This window comes from Moraxella sp. VT-16-12 (genome assembly GCF_002224245.2).
Lineage (GTDB): Bacteria > Pseudomonadota > Gammaproteobacteria > Pseudomonadales > Moraxellaceae > Moraxella.
On sequence record NZ_NKHK02000002.1, the window covers coordinates 115,594 to 135,210 of the forward strand.

The 19,617-nt window shown below is 44.0% G+C and carries 19 protein-coding genes; 8 read left to right on the top strand and 11 right to left on the bottom strand.

The genetic code is table 11. The features are described from left to right. A complete protein-coding gene (gene epmB, locus CEW93_RS02325; RefSeq protein ID WP_089539758.1) occupies positions 1-1,023 on the bottom strand; it encodes an EF-P beta-lysylation protein EpmB in 1,023 nt (340 codons plus the stop codon). A 98-nt stretch (positions 1,024-1,121) separates the two neighbouring features. On the opposite strand from epmB, the gene efp reads away from it, so the two are divergent. Beyond that, a complete protein-coding gene (gene efp, locus CEW93_RS02330) occupies positions 1,122-1,691 on the top strand; it encodes an elongation factor P (protein WP_089539827.1) in 570 nt (189 codons plus the stop codon). 76 nt (positions 1,692-1,767) lie between these two features. On the opposite strand, the gene CEW93_RS02335 is transcribed toward efp, so the two are convergent. From CEW93_RS02335 to CEW93_RS02355, 5 genes are all read right to left on the bottom strand, one after another. Next, positions 1,768-3,318, bottom strand: coding sequence for a mechanosensitive ion channel (locus CEW93_RS02335; protein WP_089539756.1), 1,551 nt, complete (start codon positions 3,316-3,318; stop codon positions 1,768-1,770). 331 nt (positions 3,319-3,649) lie between these two features. Next, positions 3,650-4,816 carry a dihydroorotase gene (locus CEW93_RS02340; protein WP_089539754.1) on the bottom strand — a complete coding sequence of 389 codons (1,167 nt, stop codon included), beginning with the start codon at positions 4,814-4,816 and terminating at the stop codon, positions 3,650-3,652. A gap of 19 nt (positions 4,817-4,835) precedes the next feature. Then, entirely contained in the window at positions 4,836-5,393 is a 558-nt protein-coding gene (locus CEW93_RS02345; RefSeq protein WP_146416629.1) for a tetratricopeptide repeat protein, read from the bottom strand. 32 nt (positions 5,394-5,425) lie between these two features. Further along, positions 5,426-5,617, bottom strand: coding sequence for a hypothetical protein (locus tag CEW93_RS02350; RefSeq protein ID WP_089539225.1), 192 nt, complete (start codon positions 5,615-5,617; stop codon positions 5,426-5,428). Between the two features lies 1 nt (position 5,618). Further along, complete coding sequence (locus tag CEW93_RS02355; RefSeq protein ID WP_089539226.1) at positions 5,619-6,623, bottom strand: aspartate carbamoyltransferase catalytic subunit; 1,005 nt, start codon at positions 6,621-6,623, stop codon at positions 5,619-5,621. Between the two features lie 243 nt (positions 6,624-6,866). Here CEW93_RS02355 and CEW93_RS02360 point away from each other — a divergent pair, with 243 nt between their 5' ends. Both CEW93_RS02360 and CEW93_RS02365 read left to right on the top strand, forming a co-directional pair. Beyond that, positions 6,867-7,877 (top strand): adenosine kinase, encoded by a 1,011-nt coding sequence (locus tag CEW93_RS02360; protein ID WP_089539227.1) that lies wholly within the window; start codon positions 6,867-6,869, stop codon positions 7,875-7,877. Then, complete coding sequence (locus tag CEW93_RS02365) at positions 7,870-8,496, top strand: histidine phosphatase family protein (RefSeq protein ID WP_089539228.1); 627 nt, start codon at positions 7,870-7,872, stop codon at positions 8,494-8,496. The genes CEW93_RS02360 and CEW93_RS02365 overlap by 8 nt, the downstream gene beginning before the upstream one ends. Here the strand turns inward: CEW93_RS02365 and CEW93_RS02370 are convergent. Genes CEW93_RS02370 through pepN form a run of 4 tightly spaced genes read right to left on the bottom strand, consistent with a single transcriptional unit; the run spans position 8,493 to position 14,550 of the window. Further along, positions 8,493-9,206 carry a 16S rRNA (uracil(1498)-N(3))-methyltransferase gene (locus CEW93_RS02370; RefSeq protein WP_089539229.1) on the bottom strand — a complete coding sequence of 238 codons (714 nt, stop codon included), beginning with the start codon at positions 9,204-9,206 and terminating at the stop codon, positions 8,493-8,495. The two genes, CEW93_RS02365 and CEW93_RS02370, sit on opposite strands and share 4 nt — an antisense overlap. Before the next feature lies 1 nt (position 9,207). After that, on the bottom strand, positions 9,208-10,491 hold the full coding sequence (locus tag CEW93_RS02375) for a 3-deoxy-D-manno-octulosonic acid transferase (protein ID WP_089539230.1): 1,284 nt from the start codon (positions 10,489-10,491) through the stop codon (positions 9,208-9,210). Further along, the gene (locus CEW93_RS02380) at positions 10,491-11,987 is read right to left on the bottom strand and encodes a tetratricopeptide repeat protein (protein WP_089539231.1); all 1,497 of its coding nucleotides are present in this window, start codon (positions 11,985-11,987) and stop codon (positions 10,491-10,493) included. Before CEW93_RS02380 ends, CEW93_RS02375 begins: the two co-directional genes overlap by 1 nt. Next, the gene (gene pepN / locus CEW93_RS02385; protein ID WP_089539232.1) at positions 11,980-14,550 is read right to left on the bottom strand and encodes an aminopeptidase N; all 2,571 of its coding nucleotides are present in this window, start codon (positions 14,548-14,550) and stop codon (positions 11,980-11,982) included. The genes CEW93_RS02380 and pepN overlap by 8 nt, the downstream gene beginning before the upstream one ends. Before the next feature lie 250 nt (positions 14,551-14,800). Between pepN and pal the strand changes: the two genes are divergently transcribed. Then, complete coding sequence (pal, locus tag CEW93_RS02390; RefSeq protein WP_255503914.1) at positions 14,801-15,319, top strand: peptidoglycan-associated lipoprotein Pal; 519 nt, start codon at positions 14,801-14,803, stop codon at positions 15,317-15,319. A 122-nt stretch (positions 15,320-15,441) separates the two neighbouring features. On the opposite strand, the gene CEW93_RS02395 is transcribed toward pal, so the two are convergent. Next, positions 15,442-16,275: a hypothetical protein gene (locus CEW93_RS02395; RefSeq protein WP_089539234.1), complete on the bottom strand. Its 834-nt coding sequence runs from the start codon at positions 16,273-16,275 to the stop codon at positions 15,442-15,444. 727 nt (positions 16,276-17,002) lie between these two features. Here CEW93_RS02395 and CEW93_RS02400 point away from each other — a divergent pair. From CEW93_RS02400 to CEW93_RS02415, 4 genes are read left to right on the top strand one after another with little or no spacing between them, the layout of a single operon-like run. Then, complete coding sequence (locus CEW93_RS02400) at positions 17,003-17,455, top strand: Tfp pilus assembly protein FimT/FimU (protein ID WP_089539235.1); 453 nt, start codon at positions 17,003-17,005, stop codon at positions 17,453-17,455. 8 nt (positions 17,456-17,463) lie between these two features. After that, the gene (pilV, locus tag CEW93_RS02405; protein ID WP_186727874.1) at positions 17,464-17,973 is read left to right on the top strand and encodes a type IV pilus modification protein PilV; all 510 of its coding nucleotides are present in this window, start codon (positions 17,464-17,466) and stop codon (positions 17,971-17,973) included. Beyond that, positions 17,963-18,853, top strand: a complete 891-nt coding sequence (locus CEW93_RS02410) for a PilW family protein (protein WP_186727875.1) — start codon at positions 17,963-17,965, stop codon at positions 18,851-18,853. The genes pilV and CEW93_RS02410 overlap by 11 nt, the downstream gene beginning before the upstream one ends. A 30-nt stretch (positions 18,854-18,883) precedes the next feature. After that, positions 18,884-19,615 (top strand): hypothetical protein, encoded by a 732-nt coding sequence (locus CEW93_RS02415; RefSeq protein WP_089539238.1) that lies wholly within the window; start codon positions 18,884-18,886, stop codon positions 19,613-19,615. Positions 19,616-19,617: the final 2 nt, after the last annotated feature.

Below are 19,617 nucleotides of genomic sequence, written 5' to 3' on the forward strand. Positions count from 1 at the left end.
CTAATCCTTGATGGCTGTTTTGGTGATTTGGTAAATATCAATGGGTGTTTTATAGGGTTTGCCTGCCACTTCCTGCACCAGCTTTGGCACAAGATAACCAGACAAACGTTCAAGCATACCCCAATAAAGTCCTATGGCGTGCTGTATGTCAATGTCAAAATGAGCCGACCCTGCCACTTTATCCAAAATATGCAAATAATAAGGCAGCACCCCCATCTTAAACAATGCCCAACTCAGCTGACAAAGTGTCTCTATTTTGTCATTCACCCCTTTTAATAACACTGATTGATTTAACAGCACCACACCATTATTTTTAAGAACTTGGCATTTTTGAGCTAAGATGTCATCTATCTCTTGGGCGTGGTTGATGTGTAGCACCATGACGATGTGTTTTGGGCTTGATGAAAGTATCTGCACCAGTTCATCATCAATGCGATTTGGCAATATGGCAGGCATTCTGGTATGAATGCGGATTGTGTTGATGGCATCAATATCAGACACCATGTCAATCCATGCTTTAATGCGGCGATTGTTTAGGCTTAATGGGTCGCCCCCACTAAATATCACTTCATTAATGTTACTATCCTGTTTGATGTACTCGCCGATAACCGCCATCTCATCAGAGCTCGGCAAATTTGCCCCATAATCAAAATGCTGACGAAAACAATAACGACAATGCACGGCACACGCTCCTGTAAGCGTGATTAAAGCTCGGTTTTGGTATTTGTGTATCAAACCCTTAATGGGATTATGGTTATTTTCATCAAGGGGGTCAGTCGTATAACCCATCACTGTCAAGCTTTCAGCAACATCGGGCAATATTTGTAAAAGTAGCGGGTCGTTTGGGTCGCCCTTTTTTATTTTATTGACAAAAGCGTGTGGCACTCGCAGGGGGAATTTTTTTGGCTGATGATGATTGGCAGGCACAGGCAACTCTAACAACTCATATAAAGTTGCCACATCGCTCACCGCACAGGACAGCTCTTGTTGCCAGTTTGGGGTATTAAAAAAAATGTCGCTCATTTTTGACAAAGTTAGGAAATTTTAAGGTATAATAAATGGTTAAACTGCGTCATTATAACGCATTTTGCTTTTTTATTTTTATTTTTAAGGTAATTTTCATGGCAAGCTTTTCTACCAATGATTTCAAAGCAGGCTTAAAAGTCATGCTTGATGGCAACCCCTGCTCCATCTTAGAAAACGAATACGTCAAACCCGGTAAAGGTCAAGCCTTTAACCGTGTCAAACTACGCAACCTAAAAACAGGCAAAGTCCTAGAACAAACCTTTAAATCAGGCGACACCTTAGAAGGGGCAGACGTGGTAGATACCGAAATGAACTATCTGTACAACGATGGTGAGTTTTGGCATTTTATGCACCCTGAGACTTTTGAGCAGCTACAAGCCGACAAAACCGCCATGGGAGACGCTGCTCAGTGGCTCAAAGAAAACTCTAACGCCCTTTGCACCATCACGCTCTTTAATGGTGCTCCCCTATCAGTAACACCGCCTAACTTCGTTGAGCTACAAATCGTAGAGACCGACCCCGGTGTGCGTGGTGATACTTCTGGCGGTGGTGGTAAACCTGCCCGCTTAGAGACAGGTGCAGTAGTGCGTGTACCACTTTTTGTACAACAAGAAGAAATCGTCAAAGTAGATACCCGTACAGGCGAATATCTAGGTCGTGTATAAGCCAGATATTTCCCACTCATCAAAAAAGACAATCCATTTGGATTGTCTTTTTTATGGCTGATGACAACATCACAGACTACTTGACATCGCCCAAGTCATCTTTATCAAGCACAGCTTTTTGGGCGACATCAGTGATTGTGCTTTCTGATTTGTCATCAGACAAAACAGCCTTGTTGTCGCTTTGGGCTTCTAGTTTGTCTTGCAGACGTGCCAAATAACGTGCGGCAGCTTCTCGCCCACCCAAACCAAATGCCAAGGCAAACGCCACCGCCACCGAGCCAAGCGTTAAACCAAAAGCAAGGTTTACGATACTATCAGCGATGCCCATCGCTTTTAGACCCATCGCCAGCACCAGCCCAATAATCAGCGTACGCACAATGTTAGCAATGCATTTGCTCTGCCCCGAACGCTCAATCACACCACAAACCACGCCAGAGAGCCAAAAACCAACCACCAAAATGACCGCCCCAAGGACAATCTGACCACCAAAGTGGATAAAGGTTGTTACGATGTCGCTGATTTGTACAAAGCCCAAAACATCAGCCGCCGCCACAGACGCAAACAACATGGCAAAAAAGATGATGCCACAGCGAACCAAGCCTGATACGCTTTGATTACCCAAAGCATCTTGTACGCCTAATTTGGCAGGCAAACCATCTATTTGGGTGCTTTGTAGCAGTCCCTTGACAATGTCCGCCACCATACGCACGACAAAATATGTTACCACCAAAATCGCCACCGCCGTAAAGATGTTCGGCAAAGTGGTTAAAATTTTATCCAACATATTGGTGGCAGGTCGGCTGATGGCTTCTATTTTTAAGGCATCAAGCGATGCAATGGTAAAAGGAATGATAATCAGCAAAAACACCAAAGAGCCTGCAATGTTTGGCAAGCTGTTTTTTTCGCTGATGCCTGCTTTGGTGGCAAGGGCTTGAACATTTAAAGAACCCACCAAGCTGATAACGATGCCTTTAACCACTTTTGCCACCACAAAGCCCACAAAGAAAATCACGCTGGCAATAAACAGATTTGGCACAAAGGCAAAAATCTTATCCATCATATTGGCAAGTGGTGCAAACAGTCCTGTCAGACCAAGCCGACCCAACACCATCGTCAAGACCACGAGCAAAATTAGCCAATATACCACATCACTTATCGTGCCACTCATAGGCTTGACAGAAGCTTCATTGGCAAGCTTTTCATCTAAGCTGGTTTTATTCAAGGCGGTCAAAGTCGCATTTTTTGCCACGATTGCTGCCACCCAACCAATCACCGCCACCGCCGTTGCTGCCAATAAATTAGGCACAAAAAGTAGCACTTGATTTATCATGTTGGCAAAAGGCGTTGAAATGGCGTTAAGATTGAGCTGATTTAAAGCAGCAGACACCGCAATGATAAAAACAAACCAAAACACAATCTTACCAAGCAGACTTTGTAAGTCATAATTTTTGCCTGTTTGATGGCTCATTTTTTGGTTTAGGTTCATGTTGGTTAATGCTTTTTTGGTAAATGAACCCAAAATAAGTGCGGCAAAATACCCCAATAAAAAGATGATAATTGCCCCAATCACCGAGCCTATCGGACTTGACAGATAGTGATTAACGACAGGGAAGAAATGTGGGTTCATGAAAACTCCTTCATCATAAGAACCAAAACTAAATTTCATTATACCCAAAATACCCACCCATCACAAACCCATAGCGTAACAGTCTTGTTACATTTACCCCACAACTGTCTTGATATAACGCATTTTTTATCAATGACTTATCTTGCTATGATGGCAAATGGCATTTATCTTGACCACAAACAGCAACAATACTGTCATCAAAAAAGACGTAAATACATATTTGTTTACAAAGTAATTACTTGTTATCCAAACTAATGATACCACCAATCATATTACCAAATGTGTCCAACAAAAAACCCAACCGAAGCTGGGTTTAATAAAATCTGATGGTTTATTTAAAAAATACTTGTTCTACCTTACCTGTCAATGTCTCACCAATAAACGGCGTGTTTTTGCCGGCTGATAGTATGGTGTCTTTATTGACTGTCCAAGTATGATTTGGGTCAATCAGCACCGCCCCACCGATTTTTTCATAGTCAGTTATGCTTGCGATTTTGGCAGGATTGAGACACACTTTTTCAACCAACTGCTCAACGGTTAAAACGCCATCTGCCACCAATTTACAGCCCAATGACACAAAAGTATCAAAATTGCTAATCCCTGCACTGCTTTCAGCAAAGGGGGCTTGTTTTGAGCTGGACGACAGTGGCTCGTGATGACTACAAATGGCATCAATCGTACCGTCTTGTAGACCCTTGATTAAGGCTTGTTGGTCGGTGTTGGAGCGTAGCGGTGGCAATACATAGGCATTGACGTTGTAGCCTTCTATGTCATCATCGGTCAGATGAAGCTGATGCATGGCGACATCGCAAGTAATCGGTAAGCCCTTTTGTTTTGCCCAAGCAATCAGCTCCACAGACGTGCGACAAGTAATCTGACTAAAATGTGCTGATATGCCTGTTTCTTCCACCATCAAAATTTGCTTGGATAAAGCGATGGTCTCAGCAAGCCAAGGAATCCCCTGCAAGCCATGAAAAGACGCAATATAACCATCATGTGCCACACCGCCTTTTGATAGACTCGGTTCATCAGGATAAAAAAACACTTTTAGCCCAAAGGTTGCGGCGTATTCTAGGGTACGCAGCATCACCAAATCATTGTCAAAGCCAGCCGCCACGTTACTCACCGCAATCGCTCCGCCTTGTTTAAGTCCTGCTAAATTGGCAGGCTGTTTGCCTTGTAGCCCTTGGGTCAATGCACCAATAATATGCAGATGAATGCCACCATCCGCCCACGCTTTTTCACGCAAGCCTTTTAATAGTGAGCCGTTTTCTAGCACAGGATTGGTATCAGGGGGCAACACCACATGCAAAATGCCATTTTGGCGTGCCGCTCGTCCTTCACTTGCTAGCGTGCCATGCGACTGATGACCCGGCTCACGCAAACGACCGCACAAATCCACGATGGGCGGTATCAGCCATTTACCATCAGTATTGATATCGCTTAACTTATCATCAAATTGGGGCTGTTGCCAAGTGGGGGGGAGTAGGTTTTTCATATTGCTGTCCTAATCACATTTATGTCAATTTGCACGCTTTTTCAACGCCTTTTTTACAAGCCTGCCCATAATAATGCTTGGCTTGCTTGCTATCTTTATTCACACCCAGCCCCTTTTCATACATCAGAGCAAGATTAAATTGTGCATCTGCATCACCTTGGCTGGCAGATTTGGTGTACCATTCAACTGCTTGCTTATCGTCTTGGGGTACACCTAAACCTTGTCTATACATCACACCAAGGTTAAATTGTGCTTTTTCATCTCCTTGATTGGCAGATTTAATATACCATTGAAACGCTTGCTTATCGTCTTGGGGAACGCCTTGACCTTTTTCATACATCACACCAAGGTTGTTTTGTGCTTTTGCATGACCTTGATTAGCAGCTTTGGTGTACCATTCGTGAGCTTTTTGGTGGTCTTGGGGTACGCCTAAACCTTTTCCATAAATCCGAGCAAGATTAAATTGTGCATCTGCATCACCCTGATTAGCTTTTTGGGTCAAGACAGTTATATCGGTTGCCCATGCAGCAGCAGATATGACAAGGGCGAATGTAAATATTATCAGTTTTTTTAACATCACAATTTCTCCTATAAAACAACCAACATAAATCAAGTAGTACCCACAAACACCAACAACTCCACCAAAGACGCTGGCACTTGTGGGAATTTGGCGGTTAATTTGGCGATATCATCAGCACTTGCTCCATGAATGCGACTTTTAAAATCTTGCCACAACGCCTGACCGCCGTGCTTGTCATAAGCCAGCTCCAAGCCAGTCAAATAATCTTGGACAACGCCCATCTTATTTTCCCTGCCCACGCATCGCCAGTGCCATCACCGCCATACGCACCGCGATGCCATTATTGACCTGTTTTAAAATCACCGATTGCTCGCCATCCGCCACGCTTGATGCGATTTCTACGCCACGGTTCATGGGACCCGGATGCATGACTAGGGCGTTGGGCTTGGCAAGTGCCACACGGCTATCTGTAATGCCATACATTTTAAAATATTCGCTGGTGGACGGTAAAAGCGGTGAGCCAATTCGCTCATTTTGAATACGCAAACCGATAATCACATCCACATCAGCCACGCCTTTATCAATGTCTTCAAACACACGCACCCCATAACGACTAATGCCTTTGGGTAACAGTGTCTTGGGAGCGATGACACGAATGTCTTTGACACCCAAAGTCGTCAATGCTGAGATGTTTGAGCGTGCCACACGGCTGTGTTTGATGTCGCCAATAATCGCTACTGATAGCTCATCAAAAGATTTATTATCCCTTAGACACAACTCTCTGTGAATGGTCAGCATATCTAGCATGGCTTGGGTGGGGTGAGCGTGCCAGCCATCACCGCCATTGATGATGGCAACATTTGGTGTAACATGGCTTGCCATAAAGTGAGCTGCCCCACTGGCACTATGACGCACCACAAACATATCAGCACTCATCGCTTCTAAATTCCACAGCGTATCACGCAAAGTCTCGCCTTTATTGGTGCTAGAACGGGCAATGTCTAAGTTTAGCACGTTTGCCCCAAGGCGTTTTTGAGCCGCTTCAAAGGTGGTGCGAGTGCGAGTAGAGTTTTCAAAAAACAAATTCATCACCGTTTTGCCAACCAACTCATCGGTGTTAATCAGTCGCCCTTCTTTATCAAAATAGCCCATCGCCTTGTCAATGATGTTTTCAAGCTGAGTGCGATTTAGCCCTTCCACACCCAAAAAATGACGGATAGTACCGTCATTATTAAGTTGGGGCAAAGACATGGAGTGATTTAGGCGAGTGGCAATGGTGGTGTGCATGGCGTGTCCTGATGATTTAACAGTAAAAAACAAATTAGTTAATTTTAGCAAATTTTGATGATTTTGGGAATGATGATAAACATTTTTATCTTTGAAAAAATCATAAAAATTAACAAATTGATTTTAAAAAAACATCGTCATTAACCCAAAAAATTTATGAAATAAATTCATCTTTATCTTGGTTTTATTCATTTTAAACATCAAAAACTTTGTTATAATAACGCTTTTATCTTGGAAAAGCTCATGTATGACCTTGTCGCCATTGGCAATGCCTTAGTGGACACCGAATTTAAACTCACCGATGACATACTCACCCAGACCACGCTTGCTAAGGGCAACATGACCCTTGCCGACTCACAAACACAATCTGTCTTATTTGATGTATTGGAGCATCACGGCTTAACTCCAAGCAAACAAGCAGGTGGTGGCTCAGCAGGTAACACGGTGGCGTGCTTTGCAGCCTTGGGTGGGCAGGCGTTTTATCATTGCCGAGTGGGAGATGATGGCTTTGGTGAGTTTTATCTGTCCGACATGGCAAACATGGGTGTGGCGATAAACGGCACAAAATCCCAAGTAAAAGGCACAACAGGCTCATGTGTGGTGCTTGTAACCGATGATGGCGAACGCACCATGCAAACCAATTTGGCAGTCAGTAGCGAGATTGATGACAGCAATGTGGATTTTGACAGTTTAAAGGGAGCAAAAGTGCTGTACTTAGAAGGCTATCTTGCCATGTCGCCAAACGCCCAATTTGCCATATCCAAACTTTGCCAAACCGCCAAAGCCCAAGGGGTCAAAATAGCCGTAAGCTTTGCCGACCCTGCGGTCATCAAATTTGCCAAAGATGGGGTGATTGCATGGCTAAAAGATGGTGTGGACATGATATTTTGCAACATGGACGAAGCCAAACTTTTTGCCAATACAGACAATGACAACAAAGCCGTAGAAGCCCTATTACAGCACACCAGTCTTGCGGTGGTTACCAATGGTGCCAATCCGACCACCATCGGCAAAAAAGATGGCGATATTTGCCAATACCCCGTACCATCTGCCAATGTGATAGACACCAATGGGGCAGGCGATAACTTTGCAGGGGCGTTTTTGTATGGTTGGTCTTTGGGGCTTGATGATGGCTCATGCGTGGCATTAGCAGGCAGTGTGGCAAGCCGTGTGGTGAGCCAGTTTGGGGCAAGACTGTCCAAATCAGACTACCAAACACTCAAAGCACAAGTTTTAGCCCATAAAGATGACTAAGACATCGCTTTATTTTATTCGTCATGGCGAAAGTCTTGCCAATGCAGGCGGTGCTCCCCTGCCCAATGCTGACATACCTTTGACCGATAAGGGACATCAGCAAGCCTTACACCGCCTAAAACAGTGGCAGACTCTTGGCATTAGCCCAAGCAGCATCTATCACTCTGATATGTGTCGCACCAAACAAACCGCCTTGCCCTTTTGTACCCATTATGACATACAAGCACGTCCGCTTGGGCTACTAAACGAGCTAAATACGCTTGCGTTTGAACACATCAAAGACATCAGCACAGACGCACGCCGTCAAATGAATGCCCATTGGTGGCAGATGGCAGAGCTTGACCATAAAGATGGGATTGGTGCAGACAGTTTTAGGGAGTTTTTGGACAGAGTGGACAGCTTTATCAGTCAGATTCATCAGTTTGATGATAATACGCTGTTTTTTGGGCATGGGATTTGGCTTGGGCTTTTTGGCTATCGGCTGATGAATTTGCCCATACGTCATCATGATGACATTCGCCGATTTCGGCAATATCAGACCAGCCTACCCATGCACAACACCGCACTGTATCGCCTAGATGTGCAAAATACCACCAAAAGCCTTGTATGGATGGACTAAATCCACCGCCCAAGCACGGCATTGACCGCAGTTTCTGTTCTTAAAATGCGTGTGCCAAAAGTTACCGCTTGTACGCCCACGCTCTTTAACAAATCAATCTCATAAGGCACAAAACCCCCTTCTGCTCCAATGATGATGATGTCTGGCAAAGGGTTTTGAACCATAAATTCACCAAAATTATCATCAGCATAAGGGTGAAACACAAGGGCGGTTTTGTTTTGCATAAGCGATGGCAGTTCATCTTGAACAAAAGGCTTAAAACGTTTGGCAAAGACAATCTTAGGAGCGATGGTATCCACGCCCTGCTGTAATCCTTCTTGTACAAACTCATCAAGGCGAGCCAACAGTGGCGACCCCCAATAGCTTTTATCAGTACGCACGCTGTTTAGCAGTACAATGTTATCCACACCAAAAGCCGTCATGTCCATCACCAGTCGCCTAAGCACCTTAGGGCGTGGCAGAGCCAATATCACAGTCAAGCCCAGTTTGGGCGGTGGTGGTGTGTTCAAGCAAACATCAGTTAACACACACTTTTCATCAGTGAGCTGCTCAATTTTTCCTACACCCAAATACCCACCAAATTCAGCGATTTTTAAGGTATCACCAATGCGCGCCTTTAATACAGTACGAATATGATTGAGTTGGGCGGGGTCTGTGATGATGGCAAAATGGTCAGCAAAAGCACTTTTGGGCAAAAGTATGGTGTTCATGTTATTGACTGGCTTGTTTGGTTAATAAGGCGTGCATCATGGCAAATTGCTGTTTGTCTGCTTGCCTGCGTTCATCGGCAAGCTGTTTGCCTTGCTCGCCTGCGTTTTTGGCAGAATTTGGGTCATCTAGCCAAAACTTTAAGACATCAAATAACTCAGATTCATCATCACTTTGCACCTGCACCAATGCCTGCACGCCCACCAAATCCGCCACGATTTCGGCACAATTTTTGACATATCGCCCCATGATGATGGGCTTGGCAACACGAGCAGGCTCAATGGGATTGTGTCCGCCTTTATCCACAAATGACCCACCCACCACCGCCACATCACACAACCCATACCACGCCATCAGCTCGCCCATGCTGTCTGCCAAATACACTTGCGTGCTATCTTGTATGTCGGTTTGGCTTCGTCTGTGATAAATAAAATCTTGGCACAGCTTTGCCACGTCATCAAATCGCTCAGGGTGGCGTGGTACAAGAATCAGCAAAGCATTTGGCAAATGTGTCAGCAGTCGTTGATGTACCGCCAAAGCAAGCGACTCTTCGCCATCATGCGTGCTTGCCATAACCCACACAGGGCGATGACCCAAAGTGGTTTTATGCAAAAATGGCTGATTGGTTGCACTGCTCCATTTTAAAGAATGTGCCAATTTCACCTTATCATTATCCGCCCCAAGTGCGATAAAATTGGCATGACTTTGAGCGTCTTGGGCGATGATGAGCGACAAATTTGCCATCATACTTTGGCTTAATCTGGCAAACTTACGATAACCATCAAAAGAGTTGTCAGTCAGGCGAGCATTTGCCATAACACTGGTGATGCCCTTACTTGCAAGTAAGTACAGCATATTTGCCCAAAGCTCTGTCTCCACAAACACCGCCATCACAGGTCGAACGTGCGACAAAAACCGTTGTAACACCGCCACATCGTCCACTGGCACAAAGCTGTGTTGCACCGTTTTACCCAACCTGTCAGTAAAAAGCGTCTTAGCACGAGCAAAGCCTGTTTGTGTGGTGCTGGTTATCCACAAATGATAGTCATCATCTAACAGCAGTTTTAATAAAGGATAAGCGGTATTTAGCTCACCCAATGACACCGCATGACACCAAATCACGCCTTTATCCGATTTGGCTAAGGGCAAATAATGATGACCAAAACGCTCCGCCATTTCACGCTCATAATAGGGCAATTTGTCTTTTTTATGTGCCAAAATACCCCAATAGACAGGGCGAGTCATCATGATGGCAAGATGATAATACCAAGGCGGACGAATGACCATCAAAAAAACGCCCCAAGCATGACCACAATCAACAACAGCCCCACACCAAGCACCGCTCCCCACATCAAATAGCGTTTATCAGACATCATTTCTGTTTGGCGGTCGCTCTTTAAAGCTTCTATCTGTCTCATATAAGCACGCACTTTTTTGGCTTCTGGGTGTCCGCCATCAGCTGCCTTATCAAGCCAATACTCCCCCATCTCTACACTCATGGCAACACCGCCATTCTCTACATCAAAGCCTTGATAATACAAGCGGCTAAGTAGCTTAGATGCCCGAAAATCACCCATTTCAGCACTTTTTTTGATAAGATTGGTCGCCGCAGCAGTATTGGCAGGCACGCCCCGACCTTCAAACAAATACACCGCCAAACGAGTCATCGCCGATGGGTTGCCTGCTTTGACCGCTTGGCTTAAAAGTTGTAGGGCTTGATTGCGAGCCTGCACTGCTTTTTGGCTAAAACTGATGTCCGCCAATGCTTTACCTTTGGCAAGCTCACCATCAATATGAGCATCAAATTTATCCAAAATCATCACCGCTTTTTGGTAGCGTTCATCAGAATCGCTTGGCAAAGTGAGCTGTTTTAAATCCTGATATACTTCATCAAACAGCTTTGGCGTGTGAGAAGCCCGAGCTTTTTGTTTGCGTGCTGATGGCATGGGGGCTTGGCTTGGCTTAGGGCTTGGGGGTTGTTGGGGTGGCGGTGTTTGGGGTGTACCAGTCCCAGTCTGGCTGGGCATTGGGGCGGATATCGGCTCTGCCACATCTGTCATGACATTCGTGTTCATCACATCAGCAGGCTTTACTGGCGCAGCAAACAGCTCTTTGGCTTGGTCATCGTGCAGCGTGGTCATTTGTTCTATACAATCATGCACCGCCCAATACAAACTGTCTTCTGCCAAACGTGTTGGCAGACCTTGTGTATCCAGACCATAAAAAACTCGCTCCACCGAACCAAACAACCTTGCCCCAATGACTGACAGCACAAAAAAGCTTTGTGCCACACTCACCCCAAAGGCATTGTCCGCTTTTATCAAAAAAGCCAAACCTTGATAAAACACGGGCAGTTCAGTTTCGCTCAATCCGCCTGTCTTCTTACCCATCGCACCAGCATAAGTCCGCCCAAAGACAGCATTAGTATAACACTCCACAGCGACATCGCTCATGGTTTGGGATATATGAGCAGATAGCACCTGATGAACATGGTAACATAGCACCATCAAAAGCTTAACAAACTCAGGATGAGCCACCAGTTCATGCTCTTTGATGTTTCTGCCTGCAAGGTCGGACTTGACCGCCGATAAAAACACATCAAGCACTTTTAAGCTGTCAAGCGTGGCTTGCCAGTTGCCATTTTGTGAAATGTGGTCATGAATAAGCTGTCTGAGCTTGGCTTGATAGGCAAAAGTTTTTTGCACTTTGGGCTGATTTAGACTTTGCCACAATAGCACTGTCTCATTATCAAACTCAAACCACACAAAGGCAGGCTTATTCATGAGTATCCCCAAGCATATTGTTTAAAAATTCAAGCACATTTTTTGAGCTAACTTTGGGTTGCAGTGCCAACAAACTTTGTCTTGCCATCTCTTGCTTGTCATCAACCAAAGTATGAAACCGAGCCAAGGACGACAAAAGACGTGAAGCCAGTACTGGATTTGTGCCATCAAGACGAGCAATGGCAGAAGTAAACAATGCCAAGCCATCTTTTGTCCAAAGCTGAGCAGGTTTGTTGGCAAGTCCCCCCAGCGTCGTACGCACACGGTTTGGCGTGTGCCAATCATAATCAGCACGTGCCATCAAAGAGCCGATTTTTGCGACATCTGCACTACTTGCACCAGTTTGCACACTAAACCACATATCTATCACCAACTCATCACCAACAAATTCATCATAAAATCTTTGCACAAACTCATCAACACAAGACAGCTCAAATTCAACCATTGCTGATAATGCCCCAAGCTGTTCACTCATACAACTGGCATTTGTGTATTGATGTTTGGCACGTTGTGCCATATCAAGCCCTGCGGTTAATGCTAAGTTTAAAAACACATTGCGAAGCAATCGCACACCACGAGCGTCAGGTGTATCTTCATAAGGCACCATTGGCAAGTCATCATACCACGCCAACAGTTGCTCACTTAGGGCACAAGCGATGGCGGATTTTAAGGCGGTGCGGGTTTTTTTGACGTCATCAGGGTCATAATCACGCTCATAGCCACCAGCAATCTCACTTTCGCTAGGTATGTCAAACAGTCTGGCAGTCAGCATGGGGTCTTTGTGTATGAGTGTAGGCACGATGACTTTTAGGGTGTCCGTCAGTAGTTTGATGTTATCTGATTTGCCAAAAATCAATCGTCCGACAAGCGTTTGTATGGCTTGCCATTGATTAAAGCCTTCATGTTCAAATTGGACGATTTTTACCAAATCTTCATCAGAGTACTCAAACTCCAATTTCACAGGGGCAGAAAAGTTACGAAGCACCGACACCACAGGACGCACCCCACCAAGTGGCAAATCATCAAACTTAAAACTTTGGCTGTCGGTGGTCAGTAGCAACAATTTTTGAGCAAGTAGCTTGCCACTTTGTCCATGAAAAATCGCCACGTCTATCGGTATTGGTAAAGCTTTTGGGGCATCATAGCCTGATACATGGCGAGTTTGCTGAGTAAAGTGTAATTTGACCATATCGCCTGCCATCTCAACACGACCTGATACCACGGGCGTACCTGCTTGGGTGTACCACGCCAAAAAGTCCAGCACACGCTCATCGCCAACGCTCATCGCTGATAAGAAATCTTCAATGGTTACCGCTTTGCCATCATAACGGCGAAAATATTCGTCCATGCCTTGACGAAATTTGTCTTGACCGAGCAAAGTGGCAATCATGCGCACAATCTCTGCCCCTTTTTCATAAATGGTTACGGTATAAAAATTGTTAATCTCCACAAAGCTATCAGGACGCACAGGGTGAGCCAACACGCCTGCATCTTCGGTAAACTGATGTGCTTTTAAAAATGCCACATCTTCAATCCGTTGCACCGCAGATGAGCGATGAGATGCCGAAAAACTTTGGTCTCTAAATACGGTCAATCCTTCTTTTAGGCAAAGCTGAAACCAATCACGACAGGTAATGCGGTTGCCCGTCCAATTATGAAAGTATTCGTGAGCAATCACCGATTTTACTTGAAAACTTCGCTCATCTGTGGTGTTTTTTGGTGTGGATAGCACACAAGATGTATTAAAAATATTTAAGCCTTTGTTTTCCATTGCTCCCATATTAAACTGCCCCGTGGCAACTATCATATAGCGGTCAAGGTCATAAGCTCGCCCATAATGCACCTCGTCCCATGTCATCGCATCTTTTAGAGCGGTCATGGCGACATGGCATTTATCAATATCAGCACGCACCGCATAGATTTCCAAGAGCACCTCTCGCCCTTGTATCGTGGTGTAATGGTCAGTTAAAACTGCCAAATCCGCCACCACACAAGCAAACAGATAGCTGGGTTTTTTAGTAGGGTCATGCCAAATGGCAAAATGTCTGTCGTCATCAAGCTCACCTTTTTCTATCAAATTGCCATTAGCAAGCAAGACAGGAAAGTGCTTGGGAGCTTCTATTCTTGTGGTGTATTCACTCAACACATCAGGGCGGTCAGGAAAAAAAGTAATTTTACGAAACCCTTCTGGCTCACACTGGGTAACAAACATCATCTCATCACCAGTGCCTGATTGATACAAGCCTTCTAATGCGGTGTTGGTTTGGGGGGTGATTTTGACTGATAATTTAATGTTGGCATGATTTGGGGCGTTTTTGATGGTCAAACTTTCATCATCTAAAATATAATCATCGTTTGATAAAGTTGCACCATTGACCGAGATTTGAAGCAAATCAAGCTCACGTCCAAGCAACACAAGCTTGCCATCATGCTCACGCACCATATCAAGCACGCTATCTACAATGGCATGGTCATCATACAAACGAATGTCCAAAGACACAGATTTTACGCAGTAGCTAGGTGGCGTATAGTCGTTTAAATAGATTTTTTGTGGGGCAGTCATGTCATTCTCTTTTTACAATTTGCCAACATACTACCAAAAAATCACCCCAAAATCACCATCAATCCACCTTTTTTCCGCTCAAATGCCAAAAAAAACACCCCAAATGCCTTGTAAAAAATGGCTAACTTTGTCATCATAGCACCTAAATTCAATCTCATGACAATTTCTCACATTTGGTTAATTTTTACCAAATTTATCGTGATGTTTTAAAATTTTTTACAATAAAGACATGATAGGAGCTTTTATGCGTATGTCTCAACTTGGCAAGTTCATCACCATCATTCTTGCCACCAGCACACTTGCACTAACAGGCTGTGCCAGCAAAAACAAAAAATCTCAGGTCATGGTTGCCCCACTAGGTGTTGGTCATGGTGGCAATATGGGTGGCTACTATGGCGGTCCTTTGGTAAATAACTCAGATGCCATTCGTAACGCTGCTCGCAACATTCAAGGCGTGGTGTATTTTGATTTTGATTCAGATGCCATCAAGCCAGAAGCTGCTCGTATTTTAGACCAGCAAGCCCAGTTTTTAAACTCAAATCAAGGGGCAAGAGTACAAGTAGCAGGTCATACCGATGAACGTGGCACGCGTGAGTATAATATGTCGCTAGGTGAACGTCGTGCTGCTGCCGTGCGTAGTTATCTTGCTGGCAAAGGCGTAAACACCGCCAATATAGAGATTATCAGCTTTGGTGAAGAACAGCCTGCTGCCACAGGCTCAAACGAAGCAGCATGGTCAAAAAACCGCCGTGCTGAGCTTAGCTACTAAATTTAGCCGCCAATAAACCGCCCAAAAAAGACGTGCTTTGGTACGTCTTAGCTTGGTTTATTAGCCATGTTAAAAACCACAAAAAAGCAACCCCAAAGGATTGCTTTTTTTGGTTGGGCAACTTAAAAACGCATGGTCGCACCAAGTTTAACAATGGGATACCACTCAGGATTATCATTACTGATTTTATCTTGGAGACGTCCAGCTAACTCATCATTAGTTACAGGAACTGCTGCACCACTACCGTCAATCTTGGTTACATCGCCATTTACTTGCACACCAGTTTTCCATTTACCAGTATAAGCTGCCCCAATCTCGCCAAACATACCAAAACGTCTGTCGCTATTAGGCTTAAAACCAACGGTCAAATAAGGAGATACTTTTCTGCCTGACTCAGCTTTAACAACAATATCGCCTGTTACATCATATTTATCGCCATCAATTTTTACACTACTGGTGTTGTCAGCATGGGGTCTTAAAGTCGCATCAAAGCTATTATCTGTAAAAATCATGCCTGTGCTGACTGTAAAACGGTTGGCAAATGGACGAGCTTTTACGCCCACATAGGGGTTGCTAAAATCCGCATCTAGCTTTAATGTGCCACTATAATCTTTGTACTCATCGCCCAAAACTTTTTTCCAGTTGATGATAGAGTCGTTACCACCAATGTCAGCCTCAGCGTCAAAGCTACCGCCCGTCCAACCTGCAACCACTTCGGCGGTTTCATTGGCTGACCATGCAATATTTGCACCATAGCCAAACGTGCCAATCTCAGCACTGATAGAAGCAGGCTTACTAAATGTCTTGACAACTGTTTTGGTGCTGTCAAAAGCAGTCTTACCTGTGGTGGTAATGCCACTAACTACGGCATTTCCTGCATTGGTAACCATATTTGCCATGGCGGTGCTAGAAATCGCAGTCGCTGCCAGTACGGCGGTTAATTTTAAAAGTTTCATGTTTTTTCTCCAAAAACAATTAGTAAATTCATCAGGCATATTTGGTGTTTTACAAAACATATTGGGTTAGTAAAATAAAGCAAAAAATATGCCCAAATGATATTTATTTTCACAAATACTAAAATAGCAAACAATTTTAAGCATTTGCCCTGTTATATTTATAAGACAAATCCGAAAAAATGTCAGTTTTTTTTACATAAAAATAACAAATAAATTTAAATGCAGATACAAAGTTGCCAGTTTCTGTCGATTGCCTGTCCAATAAAGCAAATTTAATAATAAGAATAATACTCACCATCATTTATCGCCATGCTTTCTCAATTGCCATGCCCAAAAATGAACAATTATTAAACAAAGCTGATAATTCAAAGACTTAGATACAAAATTTCACAATTAAGCATACAAAAATCACGCATAAACCACCCCAAAAAACAAGTTATAATAACCACACTAACTCATTGAAATCAAATAAGATTCATTGGTTTAATATTTGTTCACTATGATTTGTAGATGTTTTGTTTTGTTGTGTTAAAAACAAAGCCTGAACATGGATTGATTTTTGCAGATTTTACCAAACCCAATTTAAGCAAAATTGCTTGTTAAAATGACAGTTTAACCATTTATATCACACAAATCTGCCTTTGTCATAAAAGCTTAGATTATTTGTGATGATTTTATTAAGATATTAAATTTCATAAAAATTAAGACATGATTTAGAGATACGCCCATGAAATACAGCAAGGGTTTTACGTTGATTGAGCTGATGGTTGTTGTTACATTGATTGCCATCATCGCCACCTTAGCAACCCCATCCATGATTCGTTTTATTCAAAGAAGTCAGGTGGCAGAGCAAAGTCGTTCTTTCGTCAGCTTTTTACAGGAATCTCGGGGTCAAGCGGTATTGCTCAGACATTCTAAATATCCTGTCAATATCATCGCAGGCACATCAGGGGGTAGCACCAACATAGGAGACAACGGTGCCGAATGGTCGCCAAATTCCGACCGTGTTAGTATCAGCCCCACCAACAGCTTTAACTATAATTTACTGGGACAAACTGACATGACTGGCGAAGCATGCTACATCATCACTCATCAAAACAATGCTGCGGTAGGTCAAGTCATCATCTTAGACAGAAATGGCTCAACCAAAGTACATAATAATACAATCACCTGTCCATAGGAATGTCCATGTTTATAAAAAATCAACAAGGTGTCGGTTTATTAGAAGTGATGGTTGCACTCATGCTCCTTGCCATAGCGGTGCTTGGTTATGCTGCCATGCAAGTCAGAGCAACCAACGTCAGCTTAGAAGCGGACAACCAAACTCGTGCGGTAGAATTTGCCCGCGACCTACATGAGCGTATGCGTGTCAATCGTGAAGGCATGAGACGGTTTCAAACAACAGGTACTTATACAGGGGGGACTCCTTCTACCAACTGTCGCACCACCAACTGCACTCCTGAGAACTTAGCAATATTTGATTTTGACCAAGTCCAACGTAACGCTGAAAACTTTGCCATGTCCATTGCCATACATCGCTGTCCTAACGCAACTGCCCAGCGTCATTGCATCTATGTTGCTTGGGGAGATACCACACCCACCATTGGTAATGGTGCTACCGATTGCACTGATGACAACAACGTATATAGAACAAACGCCCAATGCACCTTTATGGAGAGTTTTAGTTATGCTAAATAATGCTTCACAAAAAGGCTTTACTTTAATTGAGCTCATGATTGCCATCACGCTCGGGCTACTCATCTCAGCAGCAGCACTCATGATTTTTTTAAGCAGTCAGCGCTCTTTGGCGATTCAGGGCGGTATGGGTGAAATTCAACAAAATGCCATCTTTGGACTGACTACACTGACCTATGATTTACGTCATGCCAACCTAGACACATCATCCGCTTATATTTCCACCACTCAAAGTGGTTCAGGGGTAATATTTGATGTTAATCAGACAAACATACCAATTAACAATCAAGTAACTCGTGTCTCTACCAATAACGGCTCTATGAATGAACCTAGCGACCAGCTTACCATACAATACAAAGCGCGTCAGCCCATGACCAACTGCGAAGGTGAAACAGTCCCTGCTGATACATTTGCAGTGCAACGTTACTATATTGATAGACTACCAAATAGCCAACAAGATGGTGGCGATGTTCGCTATGGACTGTGGTGTGATGCCGCAGGCAATGTGGAAACAGCACCAAATACCACTCAAATGCGCCCCATGGGCAATGGCGCCATCGTCTTAATTCCTGATGCTGAAAGCTTTAAAGTCAGTTTTGGTGTCAGAAATTTGAGTGGCACACCTGCTAATCGTGCTGATGATACTCTTCGTTATCAAACCCTATCTGAGTATATCAATACTCCCACAGGTACTACCGTCGTCTCACTTGAGGTGGGTGTTGTCATGCGTTCTAGCAACTCAGTACATGGTGATAGAAATATTAACCGCACCGACTTTACCATCGCCGGACAAGATGTAACACTTGCCAATGCCAGCAACCGCTATCTACGCGTGCCACTCACTCAGGTGGTCGCCATTCGCAACAGCCAAGGGCTAGAATAACTTATAAATTCATCACAAGGAGACATTTTAATGAAAAACGAACAAGGTGCGGCCATGATTGTTGTCTTGGTAGTGCTGTTATTGATTGCGATAGCAGGCACAATCGCCATGCGTTCAGGTGTATTTGGCTCACGATTGGCGACCAACACTCAGGTGGGCAATTTACTGATCAACAATAACGATGCAGCTCTAACCAAATTTGAAGACATGGATGCAACAGACATTCAAACCAACTTCTCTCCAGGGGGCATGTATCACTACCTATTAGAACCTGTGAATGCCGCCAACGAATTGGTCTTTTGTTATCATTCAGGTGATGCAGACACGTTTGGTACTGCCAAAGCATCTATGATATCACCAAGCGGAACCACCAGCAATTTGGCTGGCACCACGTCAGGCTTTTGTGATGCATCTAGATTTTCATCAGGGCGTAATGCGGTCATCACCCAAGTACACATGAAACGCCAAGACACAGGAGCGGACTCTCTTGTTGTGGGCTCCACTTTAAACCAAGATGTTCTCACCACTCAAAAGACCATCAACATCAGTCTGTCTGCCATCTCAATCCTTCCTGCTTATGCCAGCAGCAATATTAACCCCAATGATATTGAAGACTGCTTTAAGAAAACTGCTTTTAAACCAGCGACTACTGGCACAACCAACGAAAGTAATGCCGAATGTTTTGCACGCCTAAACATGCCCTACGAAATTCAAAGTACTGATTTTAGAGCTGGCAATGAAATTGTTGTAACAAGACCATAAAT